The 20872-nt window shown below is 64.6% G+C and carries 23 protein-coding genes; 12 read left to right on the top strand and 11 right to left on the bottom strand.

Going from position 1 to position 20872, the window contains the following annotated elements:
* Nucleotides 1-16: 16 nt before the first annotated feature.
* Nucleotides 17-883: a universal stress protein gene (locus JAB6_RS19000; RefSeq protein ID WP_034758861.1), complete on the bottom strand. Its 867-nt coding sequence runs from the start codon at nucleotides 881-883 to the stop codon at nucleotides 17-19.
* 168 nt (nucleotides 884-1051) lie between these two features.
* On the opposite strand from JAB6_RS19000, the gene phbB reads away from it, so the two are divergent.
* On the top strand, nucleotides 1052-1798 hold the full coding sequence (phbB, locus tag JAB6_RS18995; RefSeq protein ID WP_034758859.1) for an acetoacetyl-CoA reductase: 747 nt from the start codon (nucleotides 1052-1054) through the stop codon (nucleotides 1796-1798).
* 163 nt (nucleotides 1799-1961) lie between these two features.
* On the opposite strand, the gene JAB6_RS18990 is transcribed toward phbB, so the two are convergent.
* The 7 genes from JAB6_RS18990 to JAB6_RS18960 form a co-directional block, all read right to left on the bottom strand.
* Nucleotides 1962-2342 carry a TraR/DksA family transcriptional regulator gene (locus tag JAB6_RS18990; protein ID WP_070304152.1) on the bottom strand — a complete coding sequence of 127 codons (381 nt, stop codon included), beginning with the start codon at nucleotides 2340-2342 and terminating at the stop codon, nucleotides 1962-1964.
* Between the two features lie 110 nt (nucleotides 2343-2452).
* Entirely contained in the window at nucleotides 2453-2872 is a 420-nt protein-coding gene (locus JAB6_RS18985; protein WP_034758858.1) for a VOC family protein, read from the bottom strand.
* 84 nt (nucleotides 2873-2956) lie between these two features.
* Nucleotides 2957-3430, bottom strand: coding sequence for a hypothetical protein (locus JAB6_RS18980; RefSeq protein WP_051992001.1), 474 nt, complete (start codon nucleotides 3428-3430; stop codon nucleotides 2957-2959).
* Nucleotides 3415-4224 carry a hypothetical protein gene (locus JAB6_RS18975; protein WP_070304151.1) on the bottom strand — a complete coding sequence of 270 codons (810 nt, stop codon included), beginning with the start codon at nucleotides 4222-4224 and terminating at the stop codon, nucleotides 3415-3417. The genes JAB6_RS18980 and JAB6_RS18975 overlap by 16 nt, the downstream gene beginning before the upstream one ends.
* Nucleotides 4225-4321: 97 nt before the next feature.
* Nucleotides 4322-5104 (bottom strand): 2-oxo-tetronate isomerase, encoded by a 783-nt coding sequence (gene otnI, locus JAB6_RS18970; protein WP_070304085.1) that lies wholly within the window; start codon nucleotides 5102-5104, stop codon nucleotides 4322-4324.
* A 131-nt stretch (nucleotides 5105-5235) separates the two neighbouring features.
* Entirely contained in the window at nucleotides 5236-6606 is a 1371-nt protein-coding gene (locus JAB6_RS18965; protein WP_034758850.1) for a DEAD/DEAH box helicase, read from the bottom strand.
* Between the two features lie 186 nt (nucleotides 6607-6792).
* Nucleotides 6793-7038 (bottom strand): hypothetical protein, encoded by a 246-nt coding sequence (locus tag JAB6_RS18960; protein ID WP_070304084.1) that lies wholly within the window; start codon nucleotides 7036-7038, stop codon nucleotides 6793-6795.
* 218 nt (nucleotides 7039-7256) lie between these two features.
* On the opposite strand from JAB6_RS18960, the gene JAB6_RS18955 reads away from it, so the two are divergent.
* Together JAB6_RS18955 and JAB6_RS18950 are read left to right on the top strand one after the other, a co-directional pair.
* Nucleotides 7257-7910, top strand: a complete 654-nt coding sequence (locus JAB6_RS18955) for a hydrolase (protein ID WP_070304083.1) — start codon at nucleotides 7257-7259, stop codon at nucleotides 7908-7910.
* Between the two features lie 67 nt (nucleotides 7911-7977).
* Nucleotides 7978-9828 carry an amidohydrolase gene (locus tag JAB6_RS18950; protein WP_070304082.1) on the top strand — a complete coding sequence of 617 codons (1851 nt, stop codon included), beginning with the start codon at nucleotides 7978-7980 and terminating at the stop codon, nucleotides 9826-9828.
* Nucleotides 9829-9842: 14 nt separating this feature from the next.
* On the opposite strand, the gene JAB6_RS18945 is transcribed toward JAB6_RS18950, so the two are convergent.
* Genes JAB6_RS18945 through JAB6_RS18935 form a run of 3 tightly spaced genes read right to left on the bottom strand, consistent with a single transcriptional unit; the run spans nucleotide 9843 to nucleotide 12297 of the window.
* A complete protein-coding gene (locus JAB6_RS18945) occupies nucleotides 9843-11207 on the bottom strand; it encodes a VWA domain-containing protein (protein ID WP_070304081.1) in 1365 nt (454 codons plus the stop codon).
* Nucleotides 11207-11809, bottom strand: a complete 603-nt coding sequence (locus tag JAB6_RS18940; protein ID WP_070304080.1) for a TadE/TadG family type IV pilus assembly protein — start codon at nucleotides 11807-11809, stop codon at nucleotides 11207-11209. The genes JAB6_RS18945 and JAB6_RS18940 overlap by 1 nt, the downstream gene beginning before the upstream one ends.
* On the bottom strand, nucleotides 11809-12297 hold the full coding sequence (locus tag JAB6_RS18935) for a TadE/TadG family type IV pilus assembly protein (protein ID WP_070304079.1): 489 nt from the start codon (nucleotides 12295-12297) through the stop codon (nucleotides 11809-11811). The genes JAB6_RS18940 and JAB6_RS18935 overlap by 1 nt, the downstream gene beginning before the upstream one ends.
* A 558-nt stretch (nucleotides 12298-12855) precedes the next feature.
* Between JAB6_RS18935 and JAB6_RS18930 the strand changes: the two genes are divergently transcribed.
* The 9 genes from JAB6_RS18930 to JAB6_RS18890 all read left to right on the top strand — a co-directional run bounded on the left by JAB6_RS18930 (nucleotide 12856) and on the right by JAB6_RS18890 (nucleotide 20861).
* Nucleotides 12856-13551, top strand: coding sequence for a response regulator transcription factor (locus tag JAB6_RS18930; RefSeq protein ID WP_070304078.1), 696 nt, complete (start codon nucleotides 12856-12858; stop codon nucleotides 13549-13551).
* Nucleotides 13552-13755: 204 nt separating this feature from the next.
* Complete coding sequence (locus JAB6_RS18925) at nucleotides 13756-13929, top strand: Flp family type IVb pilin (RefSeq protein WP_070304077.1); 174 nt, start codon at nucleotides 13756-13758, stop codon at nucleotides 13927-13929.
* A gap of 116 nt (nucleotides 13930-14045) precedes the next feature.
* Complete coding sequence (locus tag JAB6_RS18920) at nucleotides 14046-14606, top strand: prepilin peptidase (RefSeq protein ID WP_070304076.1); 561 nt, start codon at nucleotides 14046-14048, stop codon at nucleotides 14604-14606.
* A gap of 42 nt (nucleotides 14607-14648) precedes the next feature.
* Complete coding sequence (cpaB, locus tag JAB6_RS18915) at nucleotides 14649-15473, top strand: Flp pilus assembly protein CpaB (protein ID WP_070304075.1); 825 nt, start codon at nucleotides 14649-14651, stop codon at nucleotides 15471-15473.
* A gap of 27 nt (nucleotides 15474-15500) precedes the next feature.
* Nucleotides 15501-16997 (top strand): type II and III secretion system protein family protein, encoded by a 1497-nt coding sequence (locus JAB6_RS18910; protein ID WP_070304074.1) that lies wholly within the window; start codon nucleotides 15501-15503, stop codon nucleotides 16995-16997.
* A 9-nt stretch (nucleotides 16998-17006) separates the two neighbouring features.
* On the top strand, nucleotides 17007-17279 hold the full coding sequence (locus JAB6_RS18905; RefSeq protein WP_034758814.1) for a hypothetical protein: 273 nt from the start codon (nucleotides 17007-17009) through the stop codon (nucleotides 17277-17279).
* A 37-nt stretch (nucleotides 17280-17316) separates the two neighbouring features.
* Nucleotides 17317-18477: an AAA family ATPase gene (locus JAB6_RS18900; protein WP_034758811.1), complete on the top strand. Its 1161-nt coding sequence runs from the start codon at nucleotides 17317-17319 to the stop codon at nucleotides 18475-18477.
* Nucleotides 18478-18540: 63 nt separating this feature from the next.
* On the top strand, nucleotides 18541-19887 hold the full coding sequence (locus JAB6_RS18895) for a CpaF family protein (RefSeq protein WP_070304073.1): 1347 nt from the start codon (nucleotides 18541-18543) through the stop codon (nucleotides 19885-19887).
* A 5-nt stretch (nucleotides 19888-19892) separates the two neighbouring features.
* A complete protein-coding gene (locus JAB6_RS18890; RefSeq protein ID WP_083292812.1) occupies nucleotides 19893-20861 on the top strand; it encodes a type II secretion system F family protein in 969 nt (322 codons plus the stop codon).
* The last annotated feature ends 11 nt before the right edge of the window (nucleotides 20862-20872 follow it).

The raw sequence follows: 20872 nt of genomic DNA, 5'->3' as shown, positions 1-20872 counted from the left end.
CCGCTTTCAATACACCCTAGTGCGCCATCAGCACGGGGATCGTCATGCTTTGCAGAATTGTGCGCGTGACGCCACCGAGGATGGTTTCGCGCAGGCGCGAATGGCCATACGCCCCCATTACCAGCAAGTCGGCCGACAGGTCGGCCGCCTGCGACAGCAGCGCTTCGCCGATATCGCCGCGCCGCACGCCACCGCCATCGAGCAAATGCAGCCGCGCTTCCACGCCGTGGCGCGCCAGGTATTGCGTCAGTTCCGCGCCCGGCTGTTCGCCGTGCTCGGCGGCATGCACCTGTGCGTCGAAGATGGCCACGTGGACTTGGCCGGCGCGCTGCAGCAGGGGCAGGGCGGCGCTCACGGCGCGGCTCGCTTCCTTGCTGGCGTTCCAGGAAATGAGTACATTGCGCGCGGCCGCAGGCGGCGCCAGCAGGGGCAGCGGCGGCGCATACGGCACGATCAGCACGGGACGGCCCGAATGCAGCAGCACATAGGCGGGAAAGTCGCGCATCACGGACGGTGATTTATCCTTGGCATTGTATTGGCTGATGACGACCAGGTCCGCGTAGCGGGCCAGCAGGCTGATGCCGCCAGCCGCCTCGTCGTCGAGCACGCGCTGTTCGAACGAAGCGACGCCGGCCGCGCGCACCTGCGCCTCGAAACCGTCGAGGGCGCGCGTGGCCCGGTCGCGCAGGAAGTTCAGGTGCAAGCTCAGGTTCGGGTCGGCATCGAGGTCGGGCTGGTTCTGGTACAGCAGGCGCGACACGCCCGTCAGCGCCACGCCCGTCAGGTGGCCGCCGCAAGCCTGGGCGATGCTGGCCGCCGCTTCGATGCGGGCGGCGCGCCCGGCGCTGTCGTCGATGTGGAGCAATACGGTCTTGTACGTCATGGCTTGTCCTCTCGCTGTGCAGTAGCGGCCATTCTGGCACAGTCCGGGGTGCCGGCCGCGCACGGCTGCATCAGGCTGAGCACTTGATCTGGCGCAAGGCTGGCAATAAAAACTGCTCCTACACTTGATGCCACGCAGAACAACCATAACAAGCGGGGAGAGACAGTCATGAAGGAACAAAAGGTAGCGCTGGTCACGGGCGGCATGGGCGGCCTGGGGACGGCCTTGTGCCGCCGCCTGCATGGGGCGGGCTTTGCCGTCGTGGCCGCGCATACGCCGGACAATGCGCGGGTGGCAAGCTGGCTCGACGAGCAGCAGGCGCAGCAGTATTATTTCCATCCGCTGGCCATCGACGTGACGGATTTCGCTGCCTGCAGCGAGGCCGTGGCCAGCGTGCTGGCGCAGTTCGGCCGTATCGACGTGCTCGTCAACAACGCCGGCATCACGCGCGACCAGAGCATGCGCAAGATGGAATTGCCGCACTGGTCCGAGGTCATGCGTACCAATCTCGACAGCCTGTTCAACATGAGCAAGCAGGTGCTCGAACCGATGCTCGAACATAAATGGGGCCGCATCATCAATATCTCGTCCGTCAACGGCCAGAAGGGCGCGTTTGGCCAGTGCAACTACGCGGCCGCGAAGGCGGGCGTGCATGGCTTCAGCAAGGCGCTGGCGCTGGAAGTGGCGCGCCACGGCATCACCGTCAACACGGTCTCGCCCGGCTACCTGCGCACGCAGATGGTGACGGCCGTGCCCGCCGATATCATGGAAACGAAGATCCTGCCGCAAATTCCCCTGGGCCGCCTGGGCGAGCCGGACGAGGTGGCGGCGCTGGTCGCTTACCTGGCGTCCGACGAGGCCGCGTTTGTGACGGGCGCGAACATCGCCATCAATGGCGGACAGCACATGAGTTAAGCAAGCGTACAGCTTGCACAGAGGCAATGGCAGTAGAGGAGACCCGTCCACCCAGCCGGCGCACAGACGCTGGCGGCGGACGGCAGGCAATGGCAGTCACCCTGGAAAACACGGGGCAGGGCAGCGATGCCTTGCCCTTTGTTGTTGCGCAGTCATGCAGCCGTTATGGTACCGGGCGCCGGGCTTTTTCCAGCCGCGTCTGGCAATCGATGCACAGCCGTGCTTCGGGGCGGGCGTTCAGGCGCGACAGGCCGATGGCTTCGCTGCAGTTGTCGCACAGGCCGTAGCTGCCATCGGCAAACTTGGCCAGCGCGTGCTTGATGATGGCCAGCTGCGCCAGGTTGTGTTCGGCCGCTTCGCTGACGAGGGCGTTCAAGGTGCGCACGCTGGCGTTGTCTGCCGGCGAGGCTTCGATTTCATTGAGCAAGGAGGCGCGCGCGTCCGCTTCGGCCGCTTCGTTCTCGATCTGTTCCAGCAACGCCAGCTTGCGTTGCTCCAGCACGCCCTGCAGGCGCTGCAACTGGTCTTGCGGCAATCCATTCATGGCCATCACCCGGTAGAGGTTACTTCCATCATGGTAGTCCAAGATTGGCGGCTCTGCTTGCGCTACCACCCGCGCCGCGTTTGATGCGGCGCAGGCTGGCAGCGGCCGTTCTATGCTGGCTCTTTCAGGCAGTTGACCATCCAGGCGACGCCGAACTGGTCTTTCAGCATGCCGAAGCGCTTGGCCCAGAACGTTTCTTCCATGGGCATCTGGATGGTGCCGTCACGCGCCAGCGCGTCGAAGGCCCGTTCCGCCTCTTCCGGCGTATCGACGGTCAGGCAGATCGAGCTGCCGTGCATGCCCTTGGCGCCATCCTCGGTACAGCCGCCGTCCGAACCCATCAGCATGGTGGGACCCAGCTGCACGGAGCCGTGCATGATCTTGTCATACCAGTCTTCCTTGACTTGCTCCTGGCCCGGCGTGCCCCGGAATGGCATCAGGCACAGGTCCGTGCCATGCAGGTGCTGGCGGTAGTATTCGAGCGCTTGCGCGCAGTTTCCATTGAATTGCAAATACGGTTCGATACGCATCTTGGTCTCCTCTGGTCATCGTCCCGCAGGCACGATTGCCACGCGGGGGAGGTCCCAGTATAGGCGCTCGCCGGCCGATTTCAATCACTCCGGGGCCATCTCTTGCAGCCGCTCACGCACCTTGCCCAAGGTGCTGAGGATGCGCTCGGGATTGCCGGCGAGCACGGCGCTGCCCAGGTGCAACAAGCTCGTCGCCAGGCTGATCCAGTGCCGCACGTCGTCGTTGCGGGCGATGCGCAGGCGTACCGTGTCGAGCAGGCCGCTGAGCTGGCGCTGCGCCGTCTCCAGCCCTGCCACCGTGTGCCCTGCCGCATCGGCATACAGCTGGTTGGCTTGCTGGCGCAAGGCTACTTCCAGGGCGAAGACGGCTTGCGCCTGGCTGTGGCTGATGCCGTCGGCGCCCTGGCTGGCGCGCTTGCGGATGGCGCGCATGACGGCGCCGTGCAGGGTGACGGCCGCCTGCGACAGGCTGTCGGCCAGTTGCTCGACCCGCATGGCGCTGCTGAGGGCCGCTTCGCGGCGTTCGCTGTTGCTGCTCCTGCCTACCGATCCGTCCATTGTGCCTCCGTGGTGGTGAGGGTAGCGGCGAGCCGGGCGTGTTCGCGCCCCAGTGCCGCCAGTTGCCGGCGCGCCAGGGTATGGCGCAAGCCAGCCAGGCGGTATTCCTCGGTTTTGCTTTGCTGCATGCTTTTCGCCAGCACGGCCAGCAGGCGCTGCTGCGGCGTGTCCGCATACGCGATTTCCACGTCGAGCAAGCCGAGCACCATGTCGCGCTCGTTGTCGCCGCTTTTGTCGTACAGCGCCAGCAAGCTGTCGAGCGCGGCCAGCAAGGCTTGCAGCGGCGCGTCGCCATCGTGCAGCACTTGCGCCAGGTGCGCCTGCTGACTGGCCGCGCCGCTCAGGCGCGACAGTTGCTGCAGCAACTGGGTATAGGCGCTGACATGGCGGTCGTCGATGCCGCTATCCGGCCAAGTGCGGATGGCGGCGCCGGCGCCCGCCAGTTCCGGCCGCACGTCATACGCGTCGGCATCGGCCAGCCGGCCCAGCGCCTGCAGGTACAGGCGCACGGCTTGCACCAGGCGCGCGGCGTCCGCCTGCGCGGCGCGGCGCTGCGCATCGAGCAGGCGTTCGCGCGCGTCTTCGGCCGGCGACAGATAGGGGCGGGTGCGCTGGTAGCTGTCCACGTGGCGCTGCGACAGTTCGCTGAAGGCGCTCAAGGCATCGGTGCCGGCCGCCAGGGCGCGCACGTGCGCCAGCTCGGGGCGCGCCGTGGCGCAGCCACACAGCACGGCAGCCAGGAAGAGGCTCAGGTACAGGTGCAGGTAAAGAGCGCGGCGATGGCGGGCGGGCATGGCAAACACGTCACCTCTCGACAGGAAATACTGTATGGAAAGGTATTGTCGTGCCGGCCTGCGCAACCCGCCTTGTGCGGGCGCAAGCAGGCTGCGATCAGGCGCCCGTCAATTGCTCGCGCCAGCCCAGTCCGGCAACGGTGTCGCTGGCGGGACGGTATTCGCAGCCGACCCAGCCTGCGTAGCCGACCTGGTCCAGCAGCTTGAACACGTGGCGGTAGTTGATCTCGCCCGTGCCCGGCTCGTGACGGCCCGGCGTGTCGGCGATCTGGATGTGGCGGATCAGGGGCAGCATGGCGCGGATGGTGTTGCTCAGTTCGCCTTCCATGCGCTGCATGTGATAAATGTCGTATTGCAGGAAGATATTGCTGCGCTGGCAGTCGGCGATGATGTCGGCCGCCTGCTGGCTATGGTTCAGAAAGTAACCGGGCATGTCGTGGTGGTTGATCGGCTCGATCAACACGTTGATGCCATGTGGACGGCAGGCGTCGGCCGCAAATTGCAGGTTGCCGATCAGGCTTTGCCGTGCCCGCTCCAGGCTCATGCCGGGCGGCACGATGCCGGACATGCAGTGCAGCTGTTTCGCCCCGAGCGCCAGCGCATAGTTGAGCGCCAGCTGCACGTTGCTGCGGAATTCCTCGCCCCGGCGCGGATCGCAGGCAATGCCGCGCTCGCCGCGCTCCCAGTCGCCGGGCGGGAAGTTGAAGAGGGCCAGCTGCAGATGGTGGCGCTCCAGCCGCATGGCAATCTGCCGCGCCTCGACGGCATAGGGAAACAGGAATTCGACGGCATCGAAGCCCGCTTCCCTGGCGGCGGCAAAGCGGTCGAGGAAGGGCAGTTCGGTAAACATCATGCTGAGGTTGGCAGCGAAGTTCGGCATGGCGGCACGCAGGTGGGGGCAATGGACACTATCCTAGCCCAAATCGGCAATTGGTGGCGGGCATGAAAAAACCGTTCCAGAAACAAGTCCTGGAACGGTTTTGATTGCTGCGATACGCTTACCCGCGGGTATTAACGGCCGCGACCGCCGGAACGGTGCGATGCTGCCGAACGCGGCGCATTGCCGCTGCGGTTACCGCCGCCACCGCCGCCCGATGGGCCGGCGCTGCGTGGCTTGGCGCCGCTGCCGCCGGTTTTCACGCGCACGACGGCGCCCGCTGGCGCGCGGCTGTTGTTGCGGTGACCACCGGTGCCGCTGCGCAATTGCACAGGCTGGGCGCGGGCGTTCAGGTCGGGCTCGAAGCCTTCGATGACTTCGCGCGGCAGGGTTTGCTTGATCAGCTTTTCGATGTCTTTCAACATTTCGTGTTCATCCACGCAAACCAGCGACACGGCTTCGCCCTTGGCGCCGGCACGGCCCGTGCGGCCGATACGGTGCACATAGTCTTCCGGAATGTTCGGCAAGTCGTAGTTGACGACGTGCGGCAACTGGTCGATATCGATACCGCGCGCGGCGATGTCGGTGGCGACCAGCACTTGCAAGGTGCCATCCTTGAACTCGGACAGCGCGCGCGTGCGCGCCGACTGGCTCTTGTTGCCGTGGATGGCCAGGGCGCCGATGCCGTCCGCGCCCAGCTGTTCGACCAGTTTATTGGCGCCATGTTTGGTGCGCGTAAAGACCAGCACTTGCGTCCAGTTGTTCGACTTGATCAGGTAGGACAGCATCGGGTGCTTCTTGTCGCGGTCGACCGGATGGATCTTTTGCTTGATCACTTCCACGGTCGAATTGCGGCGTGCCACTTCGATCATGGCTGGCTTGTTCAGCAAGCCGTCGGCCAGGGCCTTGATCTCTTCCGAGAACGTGGCCGAGAACAGCAGGTTCTGGCGTTTCGGCGGCAAGACGGCCAGCACTTTCTTGATGTCGCGGATGAAACCCATGTCGAGCATGCGGTCGGCTTCGTCGAGGATCAGGATTTCCACTTTCGACAGGTCGACCGTGCCCTGGCCCATGTGGTCCAGCAAGCGGCCCGGCGTGGCGACGAGGATGTCGACGCCATGCTTGAGCTGCTTGATTTGCGGGTTGATGCCGACGCCGCCGAAAATCACGGTCGAGTTCAATTTGGTGTACTTGCTGTAGGCGCGCACGCTTTCCTCGACCTGCGCGGCGAGTTCGCGCGTCGGGGCCAGGATCAGGGCGCGGATAGGGCGCGTCGAGGTGTTGCTGGTGATGGATGCGCCATTGGCGTCCGTCGACAGGCGGTGCAGCACGGGCAGGGTGAAGCCGGCCGTCTTGCCGGTACCGGTTTGTGCACCGGCCAGCAAGTCGCCGCCAGCCAGCACGGCGGGAATCGCCTGCGACTGGATCGGGGTCGGTACGGTGTAGCCGTGTTCGGTAACGGCACGTACGATAGCGTCGGACAATCCGAGGGAGGAAAAGGACATGGTAACTTTATTGTGAGATCGGCCTGTCGCCATCGTGAGGCGCCAGTCGCAGGCAATCAGATTAGGGGTCGAAAGACAGCGGCAAGGGGACTGGTCATATGTGCCGCACACGCGAAGTATAACAGCCTGGCAAAAACGCGCCTGTTTTGTTTCAGGTTTGCAATGTCGCAAGTAAAGAAAAGGCGTTTAGTTGTCAATTTCGCCGACGGTGTAGCGCACGCCGTGCGTATCAAACCAGCCGCGCACGGCGGCCAGGCCGTGCCACGGCTCCGGGCGCAGGTGCTGGCACACATACAGGCCGGCGTCCGTCAGCCTGGCGTCGGTATCGGGCATGGCGCCGCCGGGCGGGCGCGCCGCCAACTCTAGCAGCTGCGCGATGTGCTGACGCTGCTCTGGCGTCAGGCCGGCCGTGATCCTGAATTCAAATCCCATGTTTTCTCCTTGAGGACAGGCTGCTGTCGCGGCTATTTTTCATTATCGAAAAAATTGCATATAGCTTGGCATTCTTTCCGTTTTTGTTTTCAAAGTATCTCGTCCATACTGCATAGCACTGGCCCGGCACACACAGCGTGACGCAAGGGCAGGAGCAGCAGCACCGTATAACGACATCCGTATTTTTATATTCAATTATTTTCACTAAGGAAAACATCATGCCTATCGCCACCGCCCAAGCCGCCAAAAAACTGCTGACCCCGAACGATCATACCCTGATCATGATCGACCACCAGTCGCAGATGGCGTTCGCCACGCGCTCCATCGACCTGGCCCTGCTGCGCAATAATGCGGCCCTGGTGGCCAAGGCGGCGGCGGAATTCAAGGTGCCGACGATTTTGACGACGGTGGCCGCCAAATCGTTCTCCGGCCCGATCTTCGACGAGATCCAGTCCGTCTTCCCGGATCAGGCGCCGATCGACCGCACCAGCATGAATACCTGGGAAGATGCGCGCATCGCCGACAAGGTGAATGGCTACGGCAAGGGCAAGATCGTGCTGGCCGGCCTGTGGACCTCCGTCTGCATCGTCGGCCCCGCGCTGTCGGCGCTGGAGCAGGGCTTTGAAGTCTACGTGATCGCCGACGCCAGCGGCGACGTCTCCGACGAAGCGCATGCGATGGCCATGCAGCGCATGATACAGGCGGGTGCGCAGCCGATGACGTCCGTGCAATACTTGCTGGAACTGCAGCGCGACTGGGCCCGCGGCGAGACCTACAATGAGACGGTGGCGACGGCCGTGGCGCACGGCGGCGGCTATGGCCTGGGCCTGATCTACGCCAAATCGATGTTCAACGCCAGCGAAGGCCATTGATTTTTCGCTGATTTTGGCTCCGCCGCCCGCCGGCGGGGCCGTGTTTTCATTTGATCCGGGAGTTCCCATGCACGCAAACACCATCTTGCTCAACGGCCGTTTCCACACGGTCGACAGGACGCAGCCGCTGGCGTCCGCCGTCGCCATCGCCGATGGCAAATTTCTCGCCGTGGGCGACGTGGAAGACGTGATGCGCCATCGCGGCCCCGCCACGCAGGTGATCGACCTGGCTGGCCGCACGGTGATTCCCGGCTTGAACGACTCGCACCTGCACCTGATCCGCGGTGGCTTGAACTACAACCTGGAATTGCGCTGGGAAGGCGTGCCCTCGCTGGCCGACGCCTTGCGCATGCTCAAGGAGCAGGCCTTGCGCACGCCGAACCCGCAATGGGTGCGCGTCGTGGGCGGCTGGACGGAATTCCAGTTCGCGGAAAAGCGCATGCCGACCCTCGATGAAATCAACGCGGCCGCGCCCGACACGCCCGTCTTCATCCTGCACCTGTACGACCGCGCATTGCTGAACCGCGCTGCGCTGCGCGCCGTCGGCTACGACAATAACACGCCGAACCCGCCAGGCGGCGAAATCGTGCGCGATGCGGCCGGCAATCCGACCGGCTTGCTGATCGCGCGGCCGAACGCCATGATCCTGTATGCCACGCTGGCGAAAGGCCCGAAGCTGCCGCTGGAATTGCAAGTGAACTCCACGCGCCAGTTCATGCGCGAATTGAATCGCCTCGGCATCACCAGCGCCATCGATGCGGGCGGCGGCTTCCAGAATTATCCCGAGGATTACGTCGTTGTCGACGAGCTGGCGCAAAAAGAACAGCTGACCATCCGCATCGCCTACAACCTGTTCACGCAAAACAAGGGCGCGGAACTGCAGGACTTCCAGAAGTGGACGGGCATGATCAAGCCCGGCGACGGCACGGATTTTTACCGGCACAACGGCGCCGGCGAAATGCTCGTGTTTTCCGCCGCCGACTTCGAGGATTTCCTCGAACCGCGTCCCGAGCTGGCGGCCGGCATGGAAGACGAACTGGAAAAGGTTGTGCGCCACCTGGTCGAGCAGCGCTGGCCGTTCCGCCTGCACGCCACCTATGACGAATCGATCAGCCGCATGCTCGACGTGTTTGAAAGGGTCAACCGCGACACGCCGTTCGGCGGCCTGCACTGGCTGTTCGACCACGCGGAAACCATCAGCCCGCGCAATATCGACCGGGTCAAGGCGCTGGGCGGCGGCCTGGCCATCCAGCACCGCATGGCGTTCCAGGGCGAGTACTTCGTCGAGCGCTATGGCGCCGACGCGGCGAAAGCCACGCCGCCCGTGCAGCGCATGCTCGACGCGGGCGTGCCCGTCGGCGGCGGCACGGATGCGACCCGGGTCGCCAGCTACAACCCGTGGACGGCGCTGTACTGGCTGGTTTCGGGGCGCACCGTGGGCGGCCTGGCGCTGACGGATGCGGCGGGCAGACTGTCGCGCGACACGGCACTGGAACTGTGGACGGCGGGCAGCGCCTGGTTCTCCAGCGAGCAAGGCAAGAAGGGGCGTATCCGCGAGGGCATGCTGGCCGATCTCTCCGTGCTGTCGGCCGATTATTTCACGGTGCCGGAAGAGGCGATCAAGTCGATCGAATCCGTGCTGACCATGGTGGGCGGCAAGGTCGTCTATGGTCAGGCGGAGTTCACCAATCTGGCGCCGCCACCGATTCCCGTACTGCCAGAGTGGTCGCCCGTGCGCACGGTGCCCGGCCATTACCGGCCCGTGGCGAAGCAGGTGCAAGCCGCCATGCCGCACCAGTGCGCGGGCGCCTGCGGGGTGCACGCCCACGCCCACGACCGGGCGCACAAGTCGGCCGTGCCGGTCAGCGATTTTTCCGGCTTCTGGGGCACCCTGGGCTGCAGCTGCTTCGCCTTCTAGGAGCTGGCCGGGCCTTATCTGGAAATGCGCAGGATGGCTGACGCAAGCCGCGTGAAACACGGGCTCAGGTCGCTGTCCGTGGCGGCATAGCAGTACAGGCCCACGGGTTCGGCCGGCTTGCGGCAACGGTTTGGTGCATCCGCCGTATTGGCCATGCAGCGCAGCAAGTCCTCGCCGATTTCATTGTCCGGCCCGGCCTTGGCCTTCAGCGCGGCGCCCATGCCCAGAGTAAATATGTAGGTATTTTCCAGGCGTGCCTTGCTGGCCATCGCCTCTGCCAGGTTGCGCGATGCACGGTGCATATTGGTCCACTGGAGTTTTCTGGTGGACATATCTTTGCTCACCGCACGCGGCGTAGTGGTCACGATGGGGAATTCGCGTGCCGTCGGATCGTCGGCCTGGGCGGGAAGATTGTGCGCGTTATACCACGTCGGCAATTCACTGATCAGGTTTCTGGTGCAATAGGTCTCGGGCGCGAGCTTGGTGCTGCTTGCATTGATACGGTACAGTCCATCTGTCGCAAAACCGCTCGATGGTAAATCGTCGTACACGGCCAGCGCTCCCGCTTTCGTGCAATTGCCCGTGGTAGCGGGGAAAAAGTAAGAGGAAAAGGCGGACGGAGATCCATCGGAAAAGAACACGATGACGCGCAGGCTGGAGCGATTGTTCTGGCTGATGCTATTGAGCTGATCCTGAGCATTCCACATGCCTTCTGAGTAATTCGTGCCGCCTTCGAACTTGTAGCCATTGATGGCATTGCCAGCCTGCGTGCGATCGAAGCCGCGATCGCTTGTCTTGATCGGCAGATCGAGCTGCGCGCCGCTGGCAAAATGCAGCAAGCCGACGCGGTCCACGGTGGAATTGAATTTATTCAGGAAGGACTTGCCCGCCGCCCGCACGGCGTCCGCATTGTTTTCCAGCGAGCCCGAGGTATCCATCACCAGCACCATGTCCAGGTCCTTGCGGATGGTTTGCGCGCTGGCTGCCACGTTCAGGGTCTTGAAGCCGAGTACGCCCATCAGCGAGACGGGCAGCGAGGCGGTGGCAGAGACGTCGATGGTGACGGTGCCCTTGTCGAACGTGACGCCGACCGGATGCAGGGTCGGCGTCGACAGCAGGAACTGGTCCGGATAATTGATGTCGAAAAATTCCCTGGCCGACTGGCGCGCATTGGTCCGCTGTTCCTCTTCCGAGCTGCCCGCCGTGACGCCGCGCGCCGCCGCCAGGCTGGCCGAGTCGACGGCCGCGTTGAGCTTGGCCTTGACGAAGTAGCCGAGGGCCGAATCGACGGCCAGGCCCACCGAGGCGATCAAAACGACGGCCGACAGCGCCACCATGATCAGCACTTGCCCGCCTTGCCGCTTGTGTGGAATGCGCATCAGAATACCGTCATCGAAGTGAGGTTGGGGCCCAGAACGGGCGTCGTGCTGTTGCCAAATTTCAAGGTGCCGAACAGCATGTCGAAATTGTAGAAAGTTTCCACGGCGTAGATCAGTTCGCCGTCGGCCAGCTGGTCCCGCATCAAGGCCACCGTGGGGGCGGACTCGTCCTTGGCGATGCCCGTGCACGCGCCATTGCTCCAGCTGCCGCATTGCCACACCTGGCTGGTGGGCAGGTAGCCGCTGGCCTTCGCGCCCGCATCCCAGCGGTACTGTTCCAGCACGATGTTGCGCATGCCGCTCTTGGCCGTGTAGCCCATGATCTTGGTGATGTAGATCATGCCGCGCTGGTTCATGTCCAGCGGCGGCGTGCTGGCCGCCAGCGCGTTCATGATGGCCTGGCTAGATCCGCTCAGGTCGGAGGTGGAGCGCGAAGCCAGGTTGGCGCCTTCGCGGCTGATGTTGAGCAAGATGGTCTTGGCCTGGATGGCGCGTGACAGATCGACCACCATGAACAGCAGCAGCGCCAGCAGCGGCAGCACGATGGCAAATTCCACGGCGGCGATGCCGCGCGGGGCGCGCGCAGGAAAGTAGCCGCGCATCACAGGCCGCCAAAGCTTTCATTGCGCATGGTGGCGGCCACGACGAAATGCGCCTGCCCATCGCGGAACAGGGCACGGATCATCGGCGTGGCAAACGCCCAGCGGCAATCGACGGAAATGACGACGATATCGCCGGCCTGGCCGAACATGGCGGCGCCGACGGCATCGCTGCCGTTGACGGCGATCACGGGGCTGACCTTGTCATACATGCCCATGGAACTGTCCCTGATCTTCTGTATCACGGCCTGGTAGCGCTGCTGGTTGGCGCTGTCGGGGTCAAAGTCCTTGGCCCCCGTGACGGCATAACGCGCGCCTTCGCGTACCGCGTGCTGCATGGTCATATTGGCAAAATAAGCCATGCTCAATTCGATGATGCCGATTATCAGCATGAGAAAGACCGGCGTTATCAGGGCAAATTCAAGCAAGGTGGCGCCGCCTTGTCCGCCGTGCTTGCGCAATATGCGGGAATCGGCCTGTTTTAAACGCATGGGAATAATCCGGTAAAGTTTCGCGATGACGAATGTCGGGCGGATGGCAATGCGCCATTTGACTGGCGATTATTCTATATCGATTTTCAAGGGCGTGGCCGCCATTTAAATTATTACAGGTCAAGATAATCGAAATTAATCGCCATATTTCAATTGTCCCGGCCCCGTCCTTACAAGGCCGGGAGTAATATGCGCGGGTATGAAAACAGGCCTGGTGTCAGGATTGTCCTGCGTGCAGGCAAGGACTTGTTTTGCAAGGTGATGCAACAAAAATGCTGCAATGTAAGCAACAGCAGCGGTGGCAGCAGCGCTGGCGCGCCCGCGCCTCGTCCGCCCCGGCCACGCTGCCCATCCACCGGCACACGCCCGCCATGCGGCGCCCGCTGGCCTGGGCCACGCACCGCGTTTGCGCGTGCCGGCCCGATGCCTCTTCCTTCGTGCCCCCATGACTTCTTTCCCCTGCGCGCAGCCGCGGAAGGCGCGCGCGCGAGGCAGGCAAGCCGATTCGGATCAACAACATTCCCCGAGGGGAGTGGGCTTCAAGTAAAGAGGTAAAGCATGTCAACAAAAAATGTCATCCGCGTCATGCTGGTGTCGGACCACAAGACCTGGCTGTGGGGCCTGGAGCAGCTGCTCGCCGGTGCCCAGCCGGCAATGCAGGTGGTGGCCAGCTCCACCGAGATCGACAGCGCGCTGCTGCTGGCGCGGACCCTGTGTCCCGACGTCATCGTGCTGGACGCCGACTTGGGCTGCAGCGGCGCCAGCGCCTGCGCCATCGACTATCTGCCGCAGCTGCTCGGCAATGGCGTGTCGCGGGCCTTGCTGTTCAGCGGCACGCAGGACCAGGCCGCATGCGGGCGCGCCGTGCGCAGCGGCGCGCGGGCGGTGCTGGGCAAGGAAACGCCCGTCAAGCAGATGGTCGACGCCATCGTCCGTCTGCATCAGGGCGAGTTGTGCCTGGATCCGGCGCTGCTCGACAGCATGCTGGGCGTGCAGAACAAGCCGGAAGCGGCGCCCGATCCGGAAGAGCAGCGGATCGCCAGGCTGACGCTGAAGGAGCGCAAGATCGTTGCCATGATGGTGGAAGGAAATGGTGCGCTGAACCGCGCGATAGCCCAGCGCGCTTTTATCTCGGAGCAAACCTTGCGTAATCATCTGACATCGATCTACAGCAAGCTCGATGTCACCAACCGCTTGGAATTATATGTGTACGCCACCCGCAACCGGCTGGCCGAGCCCATCCATGCGGAATGACGGTACATATGTACTGGGTGTGAATAAAAAATTAAGATGTTTTGTACTGCACATAAAATGACTTTTCTCTGATTCGATTTGATGTTTGTTTATATAAAATACACGCATCAGAAATTGGCAAATAAAAACAAGGATGATGTTTTTATTTTCAGACTGTATTTTCAGTTTTTATCATGTTTGAAACTTGACCTGAAAGGGAATAATATGAATTGCATTAAAAACTTTATCGCCGAAGAAGACGGCGTGACTGCGATCGAATATGCGCTGATCGCGGCGCTGGTGGCTGCGGCGCTGGTAACGGCCGTCGGCTATTTCACCACCGGCCTCGATGGCGCCTTCAAGGCGATCGGCACCAAGCTGACGGGCGCGGCGATCTAAAACGCCGGCCCACCGCGCTGCACCCCGACAGGCCGGCTGCCGATCCGGCCCGGCCTGCCGACTTCCCGCCCAACGATGCGCATGCTGTGCTGCGCTCGGCTTGCATCAGGTACACGATGGACCCTCATTCTTTCTGGACGTTCAGCCCCGCCATAGTCTTGTGGGGGCTGCTTGCCGCGGCTGTCTGGCATGACGTGCGCCGCCGGCGCATTCCCAACCGGCTCGTGTTTTCCGGCGCCGTGCTGGGCGTGTTGCTCAACAGCCTGGCCTTGCCCGGGATGACGCCGTCCGGACCGTTGCTGGCGCTGGGCGGCCTCGCCGTCGGGCTGGGCTTGCTGTTGCCCATGCATGCGATGAAGGCGCTGGGCGCGGGCGACGTCAAGCTGATGGCGATGGTGGGGGCTTTTCTCGGTCCGCGCGCCGCCGTGTTTGCCGTGCTGTGCAGCCTGCTTGCGGGCGGCGTGCTGGCGCTGGCCGTCGCCGTGTATCAGGGCACGCTGCGCCAGGCGCTGGCGAATGCCCGCCAATTGTTGCTGCAAGGCTGGCTGCGCGCCGCAGCGGGCGAGGCACCGCAGCTTGGTGCGCCTGCCGCGCCGGGCGGCAACTTGCCGTACGCGATCGCCATTGCCGCCGGCACCGCCATCTGGCTGGCCCTGGCGGCCGGCGGCCATGCATGACACGCCCGTCCGGAACCCCACGCTTGATCAAGAGGAAAAACAATGAGAAATAGCCGCGTTGCGATCGTGCTGCTGGCGCTGCTGATGGCGGGGGCCGCCGTGCTGGCGGCCGCGCGCTGGATGTCGGGGCAGGGCGCGCCGGCCAGCCAGACGGTGATGGTCGCGCTGGTCGATATCGACGTGGGCGCGAAGGTGACGCCGGCCATGCTGCGCGGCATGGACTGGCCCGCCGGCGCCATGCCGCCCGGGGCGTTCGGCGAGGCCGGCGCGCTGGACGGGCGCATCACGCGCAGCGCCGTCAGCCGAGGCGAGCCGGTGCTGGAAAGCAAACTCGCGCCGCCCGGCGCCACCGGCGGCCTGTCGGCCATCGTGGCGGCCGGCAAGCGCGCCATGACCGTGCGCGTCAATGACGTGGTGGGCGTGGCCGGCTTCGCCCTGCCGGGCAATTTCGTCGACATTCTCGTCCATACGCAGGATGACCGCGCCAGGCCGGCAGGCGGCGCGCCACTGGCCATTTCCAAAATCGTGCTTGAACGCATCCTCGTGCTGGCCGTGGCGCAGGAGTCGGGCCGTGACGACAACAAGCCCAAGGTGGTCAACGCCGTGACCCTGGAACTGACGCCGGAGCAGGTGGAAAAGCTGGACCTGGCGCGCAGCGTTGGCAGCCTGTCGCTGGTGCTGCGCAACCAGGTCGATCCGGACCCCGTCAACACGGGCGGCGCCACCAAGGAGTCGTTGCTGGAACTGAAGGTGCCGGCGCCCGCGCCGGTGCGAGCGGCGCGGCGCCAGGCGGCCCCGGCACGCGCCGCAACGCGCGACAGCGTCACCGTCGTCAAGGGCATGGATACGAGCGTCCAGCAATTTTAACAATCAGCAGGCAAGCAAGGATGACCGATGAATACATTTCGTAAGCACGCCGCGAGTGCGGGCATGCGCCTGGCCCTGGCGGCAGGACTGGCCTGGCCGGGCGGCGCCATCGCGGCGGCGCCCGCCCGGCAGGCCGTCATGTCGCCGGTGGCGGCGCCGGCCATGTCGCTGGGCGCCGATATCGCCCGCCTGGGCGAGCCCGTGCGCATCGCCGTGGGCAAGTCCACCTTGCGCAAGCTGAGCCTGCCGGTGTCGCAGATCGCCGTCAACGATGCGCGCGTGGCCGGCGCCAGGATGCTGGGCTCGTCCAGCCAGCTGTTCGTCTGGGGCCTGGCCCCGGGCAGCACCAACCTGATCCTGTGGGACCGGCAGCAGCGTCCCGTGATCGTCGATATTGAAGTCGAGATCGACGTCGAAGGCTTGCAGGCGCAGCTCGCCTATGTCTTCCCTGGCGAGCGCGCCGTGAAAGTTGGCGCGGCCGGCGGCAGCATCGTGCTGTCGGGACAGGTGAGCGACGGCGTCAAGGCCAGCCAGATCCTCGAGATGGCGCAAGCCTATGCGCAGCGGGGCGCAGGCGAATCGGCCGCAGCGGCCGACGGCGCCGCGAGTGCGGGCGGCGCCGTCAAGGTCATCAATATGCTGTCGGTCGCGGCGCCGCAACAGGTCATGCTGGAAGTGAAGATCGCCGAAGTGTCGAAGACCCTCGTCGACCAGCTGGGCGCCAGCGTGGGCATCAGCGGCACGCGCGGCAACTGGAGCTACGGCTTGCTGTCGAACCTGCTAAGCGGCAACCCCAGCCAACTGGGCGCCGTGCACGGCAAGAATGGCAACGGCCTGACGCTCGACGCGCAAAAGCGCGACGGCCTCGTCAAGGTGCTGGCCGAACCGAACATCATGGCCATCAGCGGCCAGGAAGCCAGTTTCCTGGCGGGCGGCAAGATTTTCATTCCGGTCGCGCAAGACAGCACGACCAACAAGATCACGCTGGAAGAAAAGGAATTCGGCATCGCCGTCAAGTTCACGCCCACCGTGCTGGAAGGGGGGCGCATCAACCTGAAGGTGGCACCGGAAGTGTCGGAACTGAACCGCGAAGGCATCGGTATCACCACGGGCGGGGGCGCCGCCGCCAATGCGGTGCTGCCGGCCTTTACCACGCGGCGCACCACGACGACGGTGCAGCTGTTCGATGGCCAGAGCTTTGCCGTTGGCGGCTTGATCAAGAACAATGTGACGACCAATATCAAGGCCTTGCCCTTCCTGGGTGAGATTCCCGTGCTGGGCGCGCTGTTCCGCAGCAGCGATTTCCAGACTGACCGTACCGAGCTGGTATTCATCATCACGCCGCATCTGGTCAAGCCGCTCGATACCGCGGATGGCGCCGCTGTCGTGCTGCCGACCGACGCCTATGTGGCACCGAGCCGCGGCGAGTTCTTCTTGCAGGGAAAAATGGAAGGCGCCACCCCACCACGGCCACGGCAGGAAGCGGCCACGCAGACAGCGCCGGCCGGCCCGGACATTCAATAGGAGCACACCATGCAGCATTCTTTTTACTTTCCCGTGCTGCTGGCCGCCCTGGCCGCCAGCGGCTGCGCCGCCACGCCGAACCTGGACCGCCAGTTCGGCCACAGCGTCGAGCAGCTGCGCGCGCGCCAGGTGCTGGCGCCGCAGGCGGGCGCGAACCGCGACCCCGTGGCTGGCATCGATGGCAAGGCCGCGCAGGCCGCCCACGCGGCCTACCAGAAAAGCTTTGCCGCGCCCGCGCCGCAAGGAGCCGCCCTGACCATCGGCGTCGGGGCGCGCCCGTGAGCCTGGCACCGTCACCACAGAATCAGCAAGGCATATCGTGAAAATCGCCATCAATTCCAGGGATGAAAAAATACTGTCCGAACTGGGCCGGCTGCTGCGCAGCCGCAACCGGCTCGACGAGATCAGCGCGGGCGGCGAATCGCTCGAACCGCTGCAGGCGGCGCAATCGCTGCCCGACGTGCTGATCTTCGACCGCCCGTCGAACGACGGCGCCGACCTGGCCGCCATCGAGCGCCTCAGCAACCTGCATCCGCGCATGGCCTTCATCGTGCTGTGCCACCAGCAGCCGCCCGAATTCCTGCTGCAGGCCATGCGCGCGGGCGTGCGCGACGTGCTGCCGTTTCCTGCCGTGCCGGCCAGCCTGCATGCGGCGCTCGAACGCATCGAGGAAAAGCTGGAGCGGCGCGAGCATGGCAACGGCAAGGTGCTGGCCTTCATTTCCTGCAAGGGCGGCAGCGGCGCCACCTTCATCGCCAGCAACCTCGGTTATGCGCTGGCCGCCGGCGGCCAGCAGCGCGTTGCCCTGATCGACATGAACCTGCATTTTGGCGACGCCTCGCTCTTCGTTTCCGAGAACAAGCCGCTGGCCACGCTGTCCGACGTCACGCGCGACATCCACCGGCTCGACTCCTCGTTCCTGGGATCGAGCATGCTGCACATCCTGCCCAACTACAGCGTGCTGGCCGCGCCCGAGGACCCGGCCCACGCCAGCGAAGTGGCGCCCGAACACATCGACGCCATCATCCGGCAAGCCAGGCGCCAGTACGATTTCATCGTGCTCGACGTGGGCCGCAACCTCGACGCCGTCAGCGTGCGCGCGCTCGACCACGCCGACATGATCTTTCCCGTCCTGCAAGCGACCTTGCCGTACATCCGCGACGGCAAGCGCCTGCTGGGCATGTTCCGCTCGCTCGAATACGCGAAGGAAAAGGTGCACATCATCGTCAACCGCCACGACAAGGGCGGCGAAATCCGCCTGCGCGACCTGGAAGCGGCGTATGGCACGGCTGTCTACCGCACGGTGCCTAATCACTACGCCTCGGCGGCCGCCTCCGTCAACCAGGGCATGCCGATTTTGCAGCTCGACAAAGCCAGCCCGATCACCCGCTCGCTGCAGGAGTTCGCCGCCAGCCTGGCCGGCGGCGCGGCCAGCACGGCGCGCCAGGGCTGGCTGGGCCGTGTCCTGCGGCGCGCTTGATGCACATGCTTGACCCACACCCCATAACAGGAGCATTGCATGGCTAGTTCCCCCACTGCCGCCTTGTCCATCCGCGAACGGCTCGGCAGCGCCAAGATCGCCGCGCTCGCGCCGCAACGCGCGGCGGCCATCGACAACCACGGCTACCGCGCCCTCAAGCTGCGCATCCATGGGCTGCTGCTCGAACGGGTCGACCTGGAAAGCATGCAGCGCCTGTCGCAGGAGCGCATCCGCGAAGAATTGCGCGGCCTCGTCGAGCGCCTGTTGGACGAAGAGGCGGTCGTCATCAACGACGCCGAGCGCCGGAGCCTCACGCGCGACATCCAGCACGAGATGCTGGGCTTCGGGCCGCTCGAAACCCTGTTGTCGGACGCCAGCGTGTCGGACATCCTCGTCAACGGCCACAAGCAGGTGTATGTGGAACGCGGCGGCCGCCTGGAACTGACCGACATCTGCTTCGACGATGACGCCCACCTGATGAAAATCATCGACAAGATCGTCTCGCGCGTGGGCCGGCGCATCGACGAGTCGAGTCCCATGGTCGATGCGCGCCTGCCCGACGGTTCGCGCGTGAACGCCATCATCCCGCCGCTGGCCATCGACGGTCCCGTGATGTCGATCCGGCGTTTTTCCGTCGATCCGCTGCGCCTGGCCGACCTGGTCGCCTACCGCAGCATGACGGCCGAGATGGCCGAAGTGCTGCAGGGCCTGGGCAAGGCGAAGATGAACATCCTCATTTCCGGCGGCACGGGCAGCGGCAAGACCACCATGCTCAACGTGATTTCCGGCTTCATCGGCAATACGGAACGCATCGTCACGGTGGAAGACGCGGCCGAACTGCAATTGCAGCAGCCGCACGTCGTGCGCCTGGAAACGCGCCCCGCGAATATCGAAGGCAAGGGGGAAGTGTCGCAGCGCGCGCTGGTACGCAATGCGCTGCGCATGCGCCCCGACCGCATCATCCTGGGCGAAGTGCGCGGCGCCGAGGCGCTCGACATGCTGGGCGCCATGAACACGGGCCATGAAGGCTCGATGGCCACCATCCATGCGAATACCCCGCGCGACGCGCTGACGCGGCTGGAAAACATGATCAGCATGGCGGCGGCGAATTTGCCCAGCAAGGCCATCCGGCAGCAGATCAGCTCGGCCGTGTCGGTGGTGGTGCAAGTGTCGCGCCTGATCGACGGCAAGCGCAAGGTCACGTCGATCCAGGAAATCACGGGCATGGAAGGGGAGGTCATCACGATGCAGGAAATCTTCAGCTTCAAGCAGACTGGCGTGGCCGAGGGCGGCGCCGTGGTCGGGCAGTTCTCGGCCAGCGGCATCCGCCCGCGCTTCCTCGAGCGCCTGAACAGCTTTGGCATCGGCGTCTCGGCCGCCCTGTTCGAACCCACCGCGGCGGGACGCTGAACGCCATGCTTTCCTATCTTGTCTATCTGTTCCTCTTCCTTGCCGTCGTGCTGCTGGTGGCGGGCGCCTGGCTGGCGTGGCAAGCGGCGCGGGGGGCGGGCGCTGCGCGGGTGGCGCGGCGCTTGCAGTCCATGTACACGGCCAGCGATGGCGAACAGGCGCTGTCGATCACCAAGCAGCGCCCGCTGAGCAGCTATCCGTTTCTGCAGGGCGTGCTGGAAGGCTTGCCCGGCGCGCGGCGCATCGAGCAACTGCTGCTGCAGGCGGGCATGCGCTGGCTCGTGGCCGGCTTCCTCGGCTATTGCGCGCTTGGCGCGACCGCCGGCCTGCTGGCGGCCAGCGCGCTGCCCTTGCCATGGTATGTGCGCCTGGGCCTGGGCGCGGGCGGCGCCGCGCTGCCGTATCTGCTGGCGCGCCGCGCCAGGAGCCGGCGGCTGGTGCGCATCGAGCAGCAATTGCCGGACGCGCTGGACCTGATGGGCCGCGCCATGCGTGCCGGCCATGCGTTTCCCACCGCGCTGAAAATGGTGGGCGAGGAGATGACGGGGCCGCTGGCCGACGAGTTCCGCGCCGTGTTCGACGAAGTCAGTTTCGGCGTGGCGATGGCCGATGCGCTGGGCAACCTGGCCGCGCGCGTGCCCAGCACGGATTTGCGCTATGTCGTCATCGCCGTGCTGATCCAGCGGGAAACGGGCGGCAACCTGACTGAATTGCTGGGCAGCATCAGCGCCATCATCCGCGACCGATTGAAATTGCTGGGCCAGGTGCGCGTGCTGTCGGCCGAAGGGCGCATGTCGGCCTGGGTACTGGGCTTGCTGCCGTTTGGCGCGGCGCTGATGATGCACGTGATGAATCCGCAATTCATTGCCGTGCTGTACACGGATGCGGGCGGGCGCAAGATGGTCGGCGTGGCGCTGGGCTTGCTGATGGTTGGCGTGCTCTGTATCCGAAAAATTATCCATATCCGGGTGTGACATGAAAGAGC

Source organism: Janthinobacterium sp. HH104, from assembly GCF_001758715.1.
In the GTDB taxonomy this organism is placed as follows: Bacteria; Pseudomonadota; Gammaproteobacteria; order Burkholderiales; family Burkholderiaceae_D; genus Janthinobacterium; species Janthinobacterium aestuarii.
The sequence above is the reverse complement of the archived record's forward strand: the minus strand, read 5'-3'. Positions and strand labels throughout refer to the sequence as shown.

What these genes read in the sequence shown, in the direction of transcription:
- JAB6_RS18975 (WP_070304151.1), bottom strand. Translation starts at nt 4,224, where the DNA reads ATGCCCGCCCGCCATCGCCGCGCTCTTTACCTGCACCTGTACCTGAGC.
- JAB6_RS18925 (WP_070304077.1), top strand. Translation starts at nt 13,756, where the DNA reads ATGAATTGCATTAAAAACTTTATCGCCGAAGAAGACGGCGTGACTGCG.
- JAB6_RS18920 (WP_070304076.1), top strand. Translation starts at nt 14,046, where the DNA reads ATGGACCCTCATTCTTTCTGGACGTTCAGCCCCGCCATAGTCTTGTGG.
- otnI (WP_070304085.1), bottom strand. Translation starts at nt 5,104, where the DNA reads ATGCCGAACTTCGCTGCCAACCTCAGCATGATGTTTACCGAACTGCCC.
- JAB6_RS18955 (WP_070304083.1), top strand. Translation starts at nt 7,257, where the DNA reads ATGCCTATCGCCACCGCCCAAGCCGCCAAAAAACTGCTGACCCCGAAC.
- JAB6_RS18990 (WP_070304152.1), bottom strand. Translation starts at nt 2,342, where the DNA reads ATGAATGGATTGCCGCAAGACCAGTTGCAGCGCCTGCAGGGCGTGCTG.
- JAB6_RS18905 (WP_034758814.1), top strand. Translation starts at nt 17,007, where the DNA reads ATGCAGCATTCTTTTTACTTTCCCGTGCTGCTGGCCGCCCTGGCCGCC.
- JAB6_RS18930 (WP_070304078.1), top strand. Translation starts at nt 12,856, where the DNA reads ATGTCAACAAAAAATGTCATCCGCGTCATGCTGGTGTCGGACCACAAG.
- JAB6_RS18980 (WP_051992001.1), bottom strand. Translation starts at nt 3,430, where the DNA reads ATGGACGGATCGGTAGGCAGGAGCAGCAACAGCGAACGCCGCGAAGCG.
- JAB6_RS18935 (WP_070304079.1), bottom strand. Translation starts at nt 12,297, where the DNA reads ATGCGTTTAAAACAGGCCGATTCCCGCATATTGCGCAAGCACGGCGGA.
- JAB6_RS19000 (WP_034758861.1), bottom strand. Translation starts at nt 883, where the DNA reads ATGACGTACAAGACCGTATTGCTCCACATCGACGACAGCGCCGGGCGC.
- JAB6_RS18910 (WP_070304074.1), top strand. Translation starts at nt 15,501, where the DNA reads ATGAATACATTTCGTAAGCACGCCGCGAGTGCGGGCATGCGCCTGGCC.
- phbB (WP_034758859.1), top strand. Translation starts at nt 1,052, where the DNA reads ATGAAGGAACAAAAGGTAGCGCTGGTCACGGGCGGCATGGGCGGCCTG.
- JAB6_RS18965 (WP_034758850.1), bottom strand. Translation starts at nt 6,606, where the DNA reads ATGTCCTTTTCCTCCCTCGGATTGTCCGACGCTATCGTACGTGCCGTT.
- JAB6_RS18890 (WP_083292812.1), top strand. Translation starts at nt 19,893, where the DNA reads ATGCTTTCCTATCTTGTCTATCTGTTCCTCTTCCTTGCCGTCGTGCTG.
- JAB6_RS18945 (WP_070304081.1), bottom strand. Translation starts at nt 11,207, where the DNA reads ATGCGCATTCCACACAAGCGGCAAGGCGGGCAAGTGCTGATCATGGTG.
- JAB6_RS18960 (WP_070304084.1), bottom strand. Translation starts at nt 7,038, where the DNA reads ATGGGATTTGAATTCAGGATCACGGCCGGCCTGACGCCAGAGCAGCGT.
- cpaB (WP_070304075.1), top strand. Translation starts at nt 14,649, where the DNA reads ATGAGAAATAGCCGCGTTGCGATCGTGCTGCTGGCGCTGCTGATGGCG.
- JAB6_RS18950 (WP_070304082.1), top strand. Translation starts at nt 7,978, where the DNA reads ATGCACGCAAACACCATCTTGCTCAACGGCCGTTTCCACACGGTCGAC.
- JAB6_RS18940 (WP_070304080.1), bottom strand. Translation starts at nt 11,809, where the DNA reads ATGCGCGGCTACTTTCCTGCGCGCGCCCCGCGCGGCATCGCCGCCGTG.
- JAB6_RS18985 (WP_034758858.1), bottom strand. Translation starts at nt 2,872, where the DNA reads ATGCGTATCGAACCGTATTTGCAATTCAATGGAAACTGCGCGCAAGCG.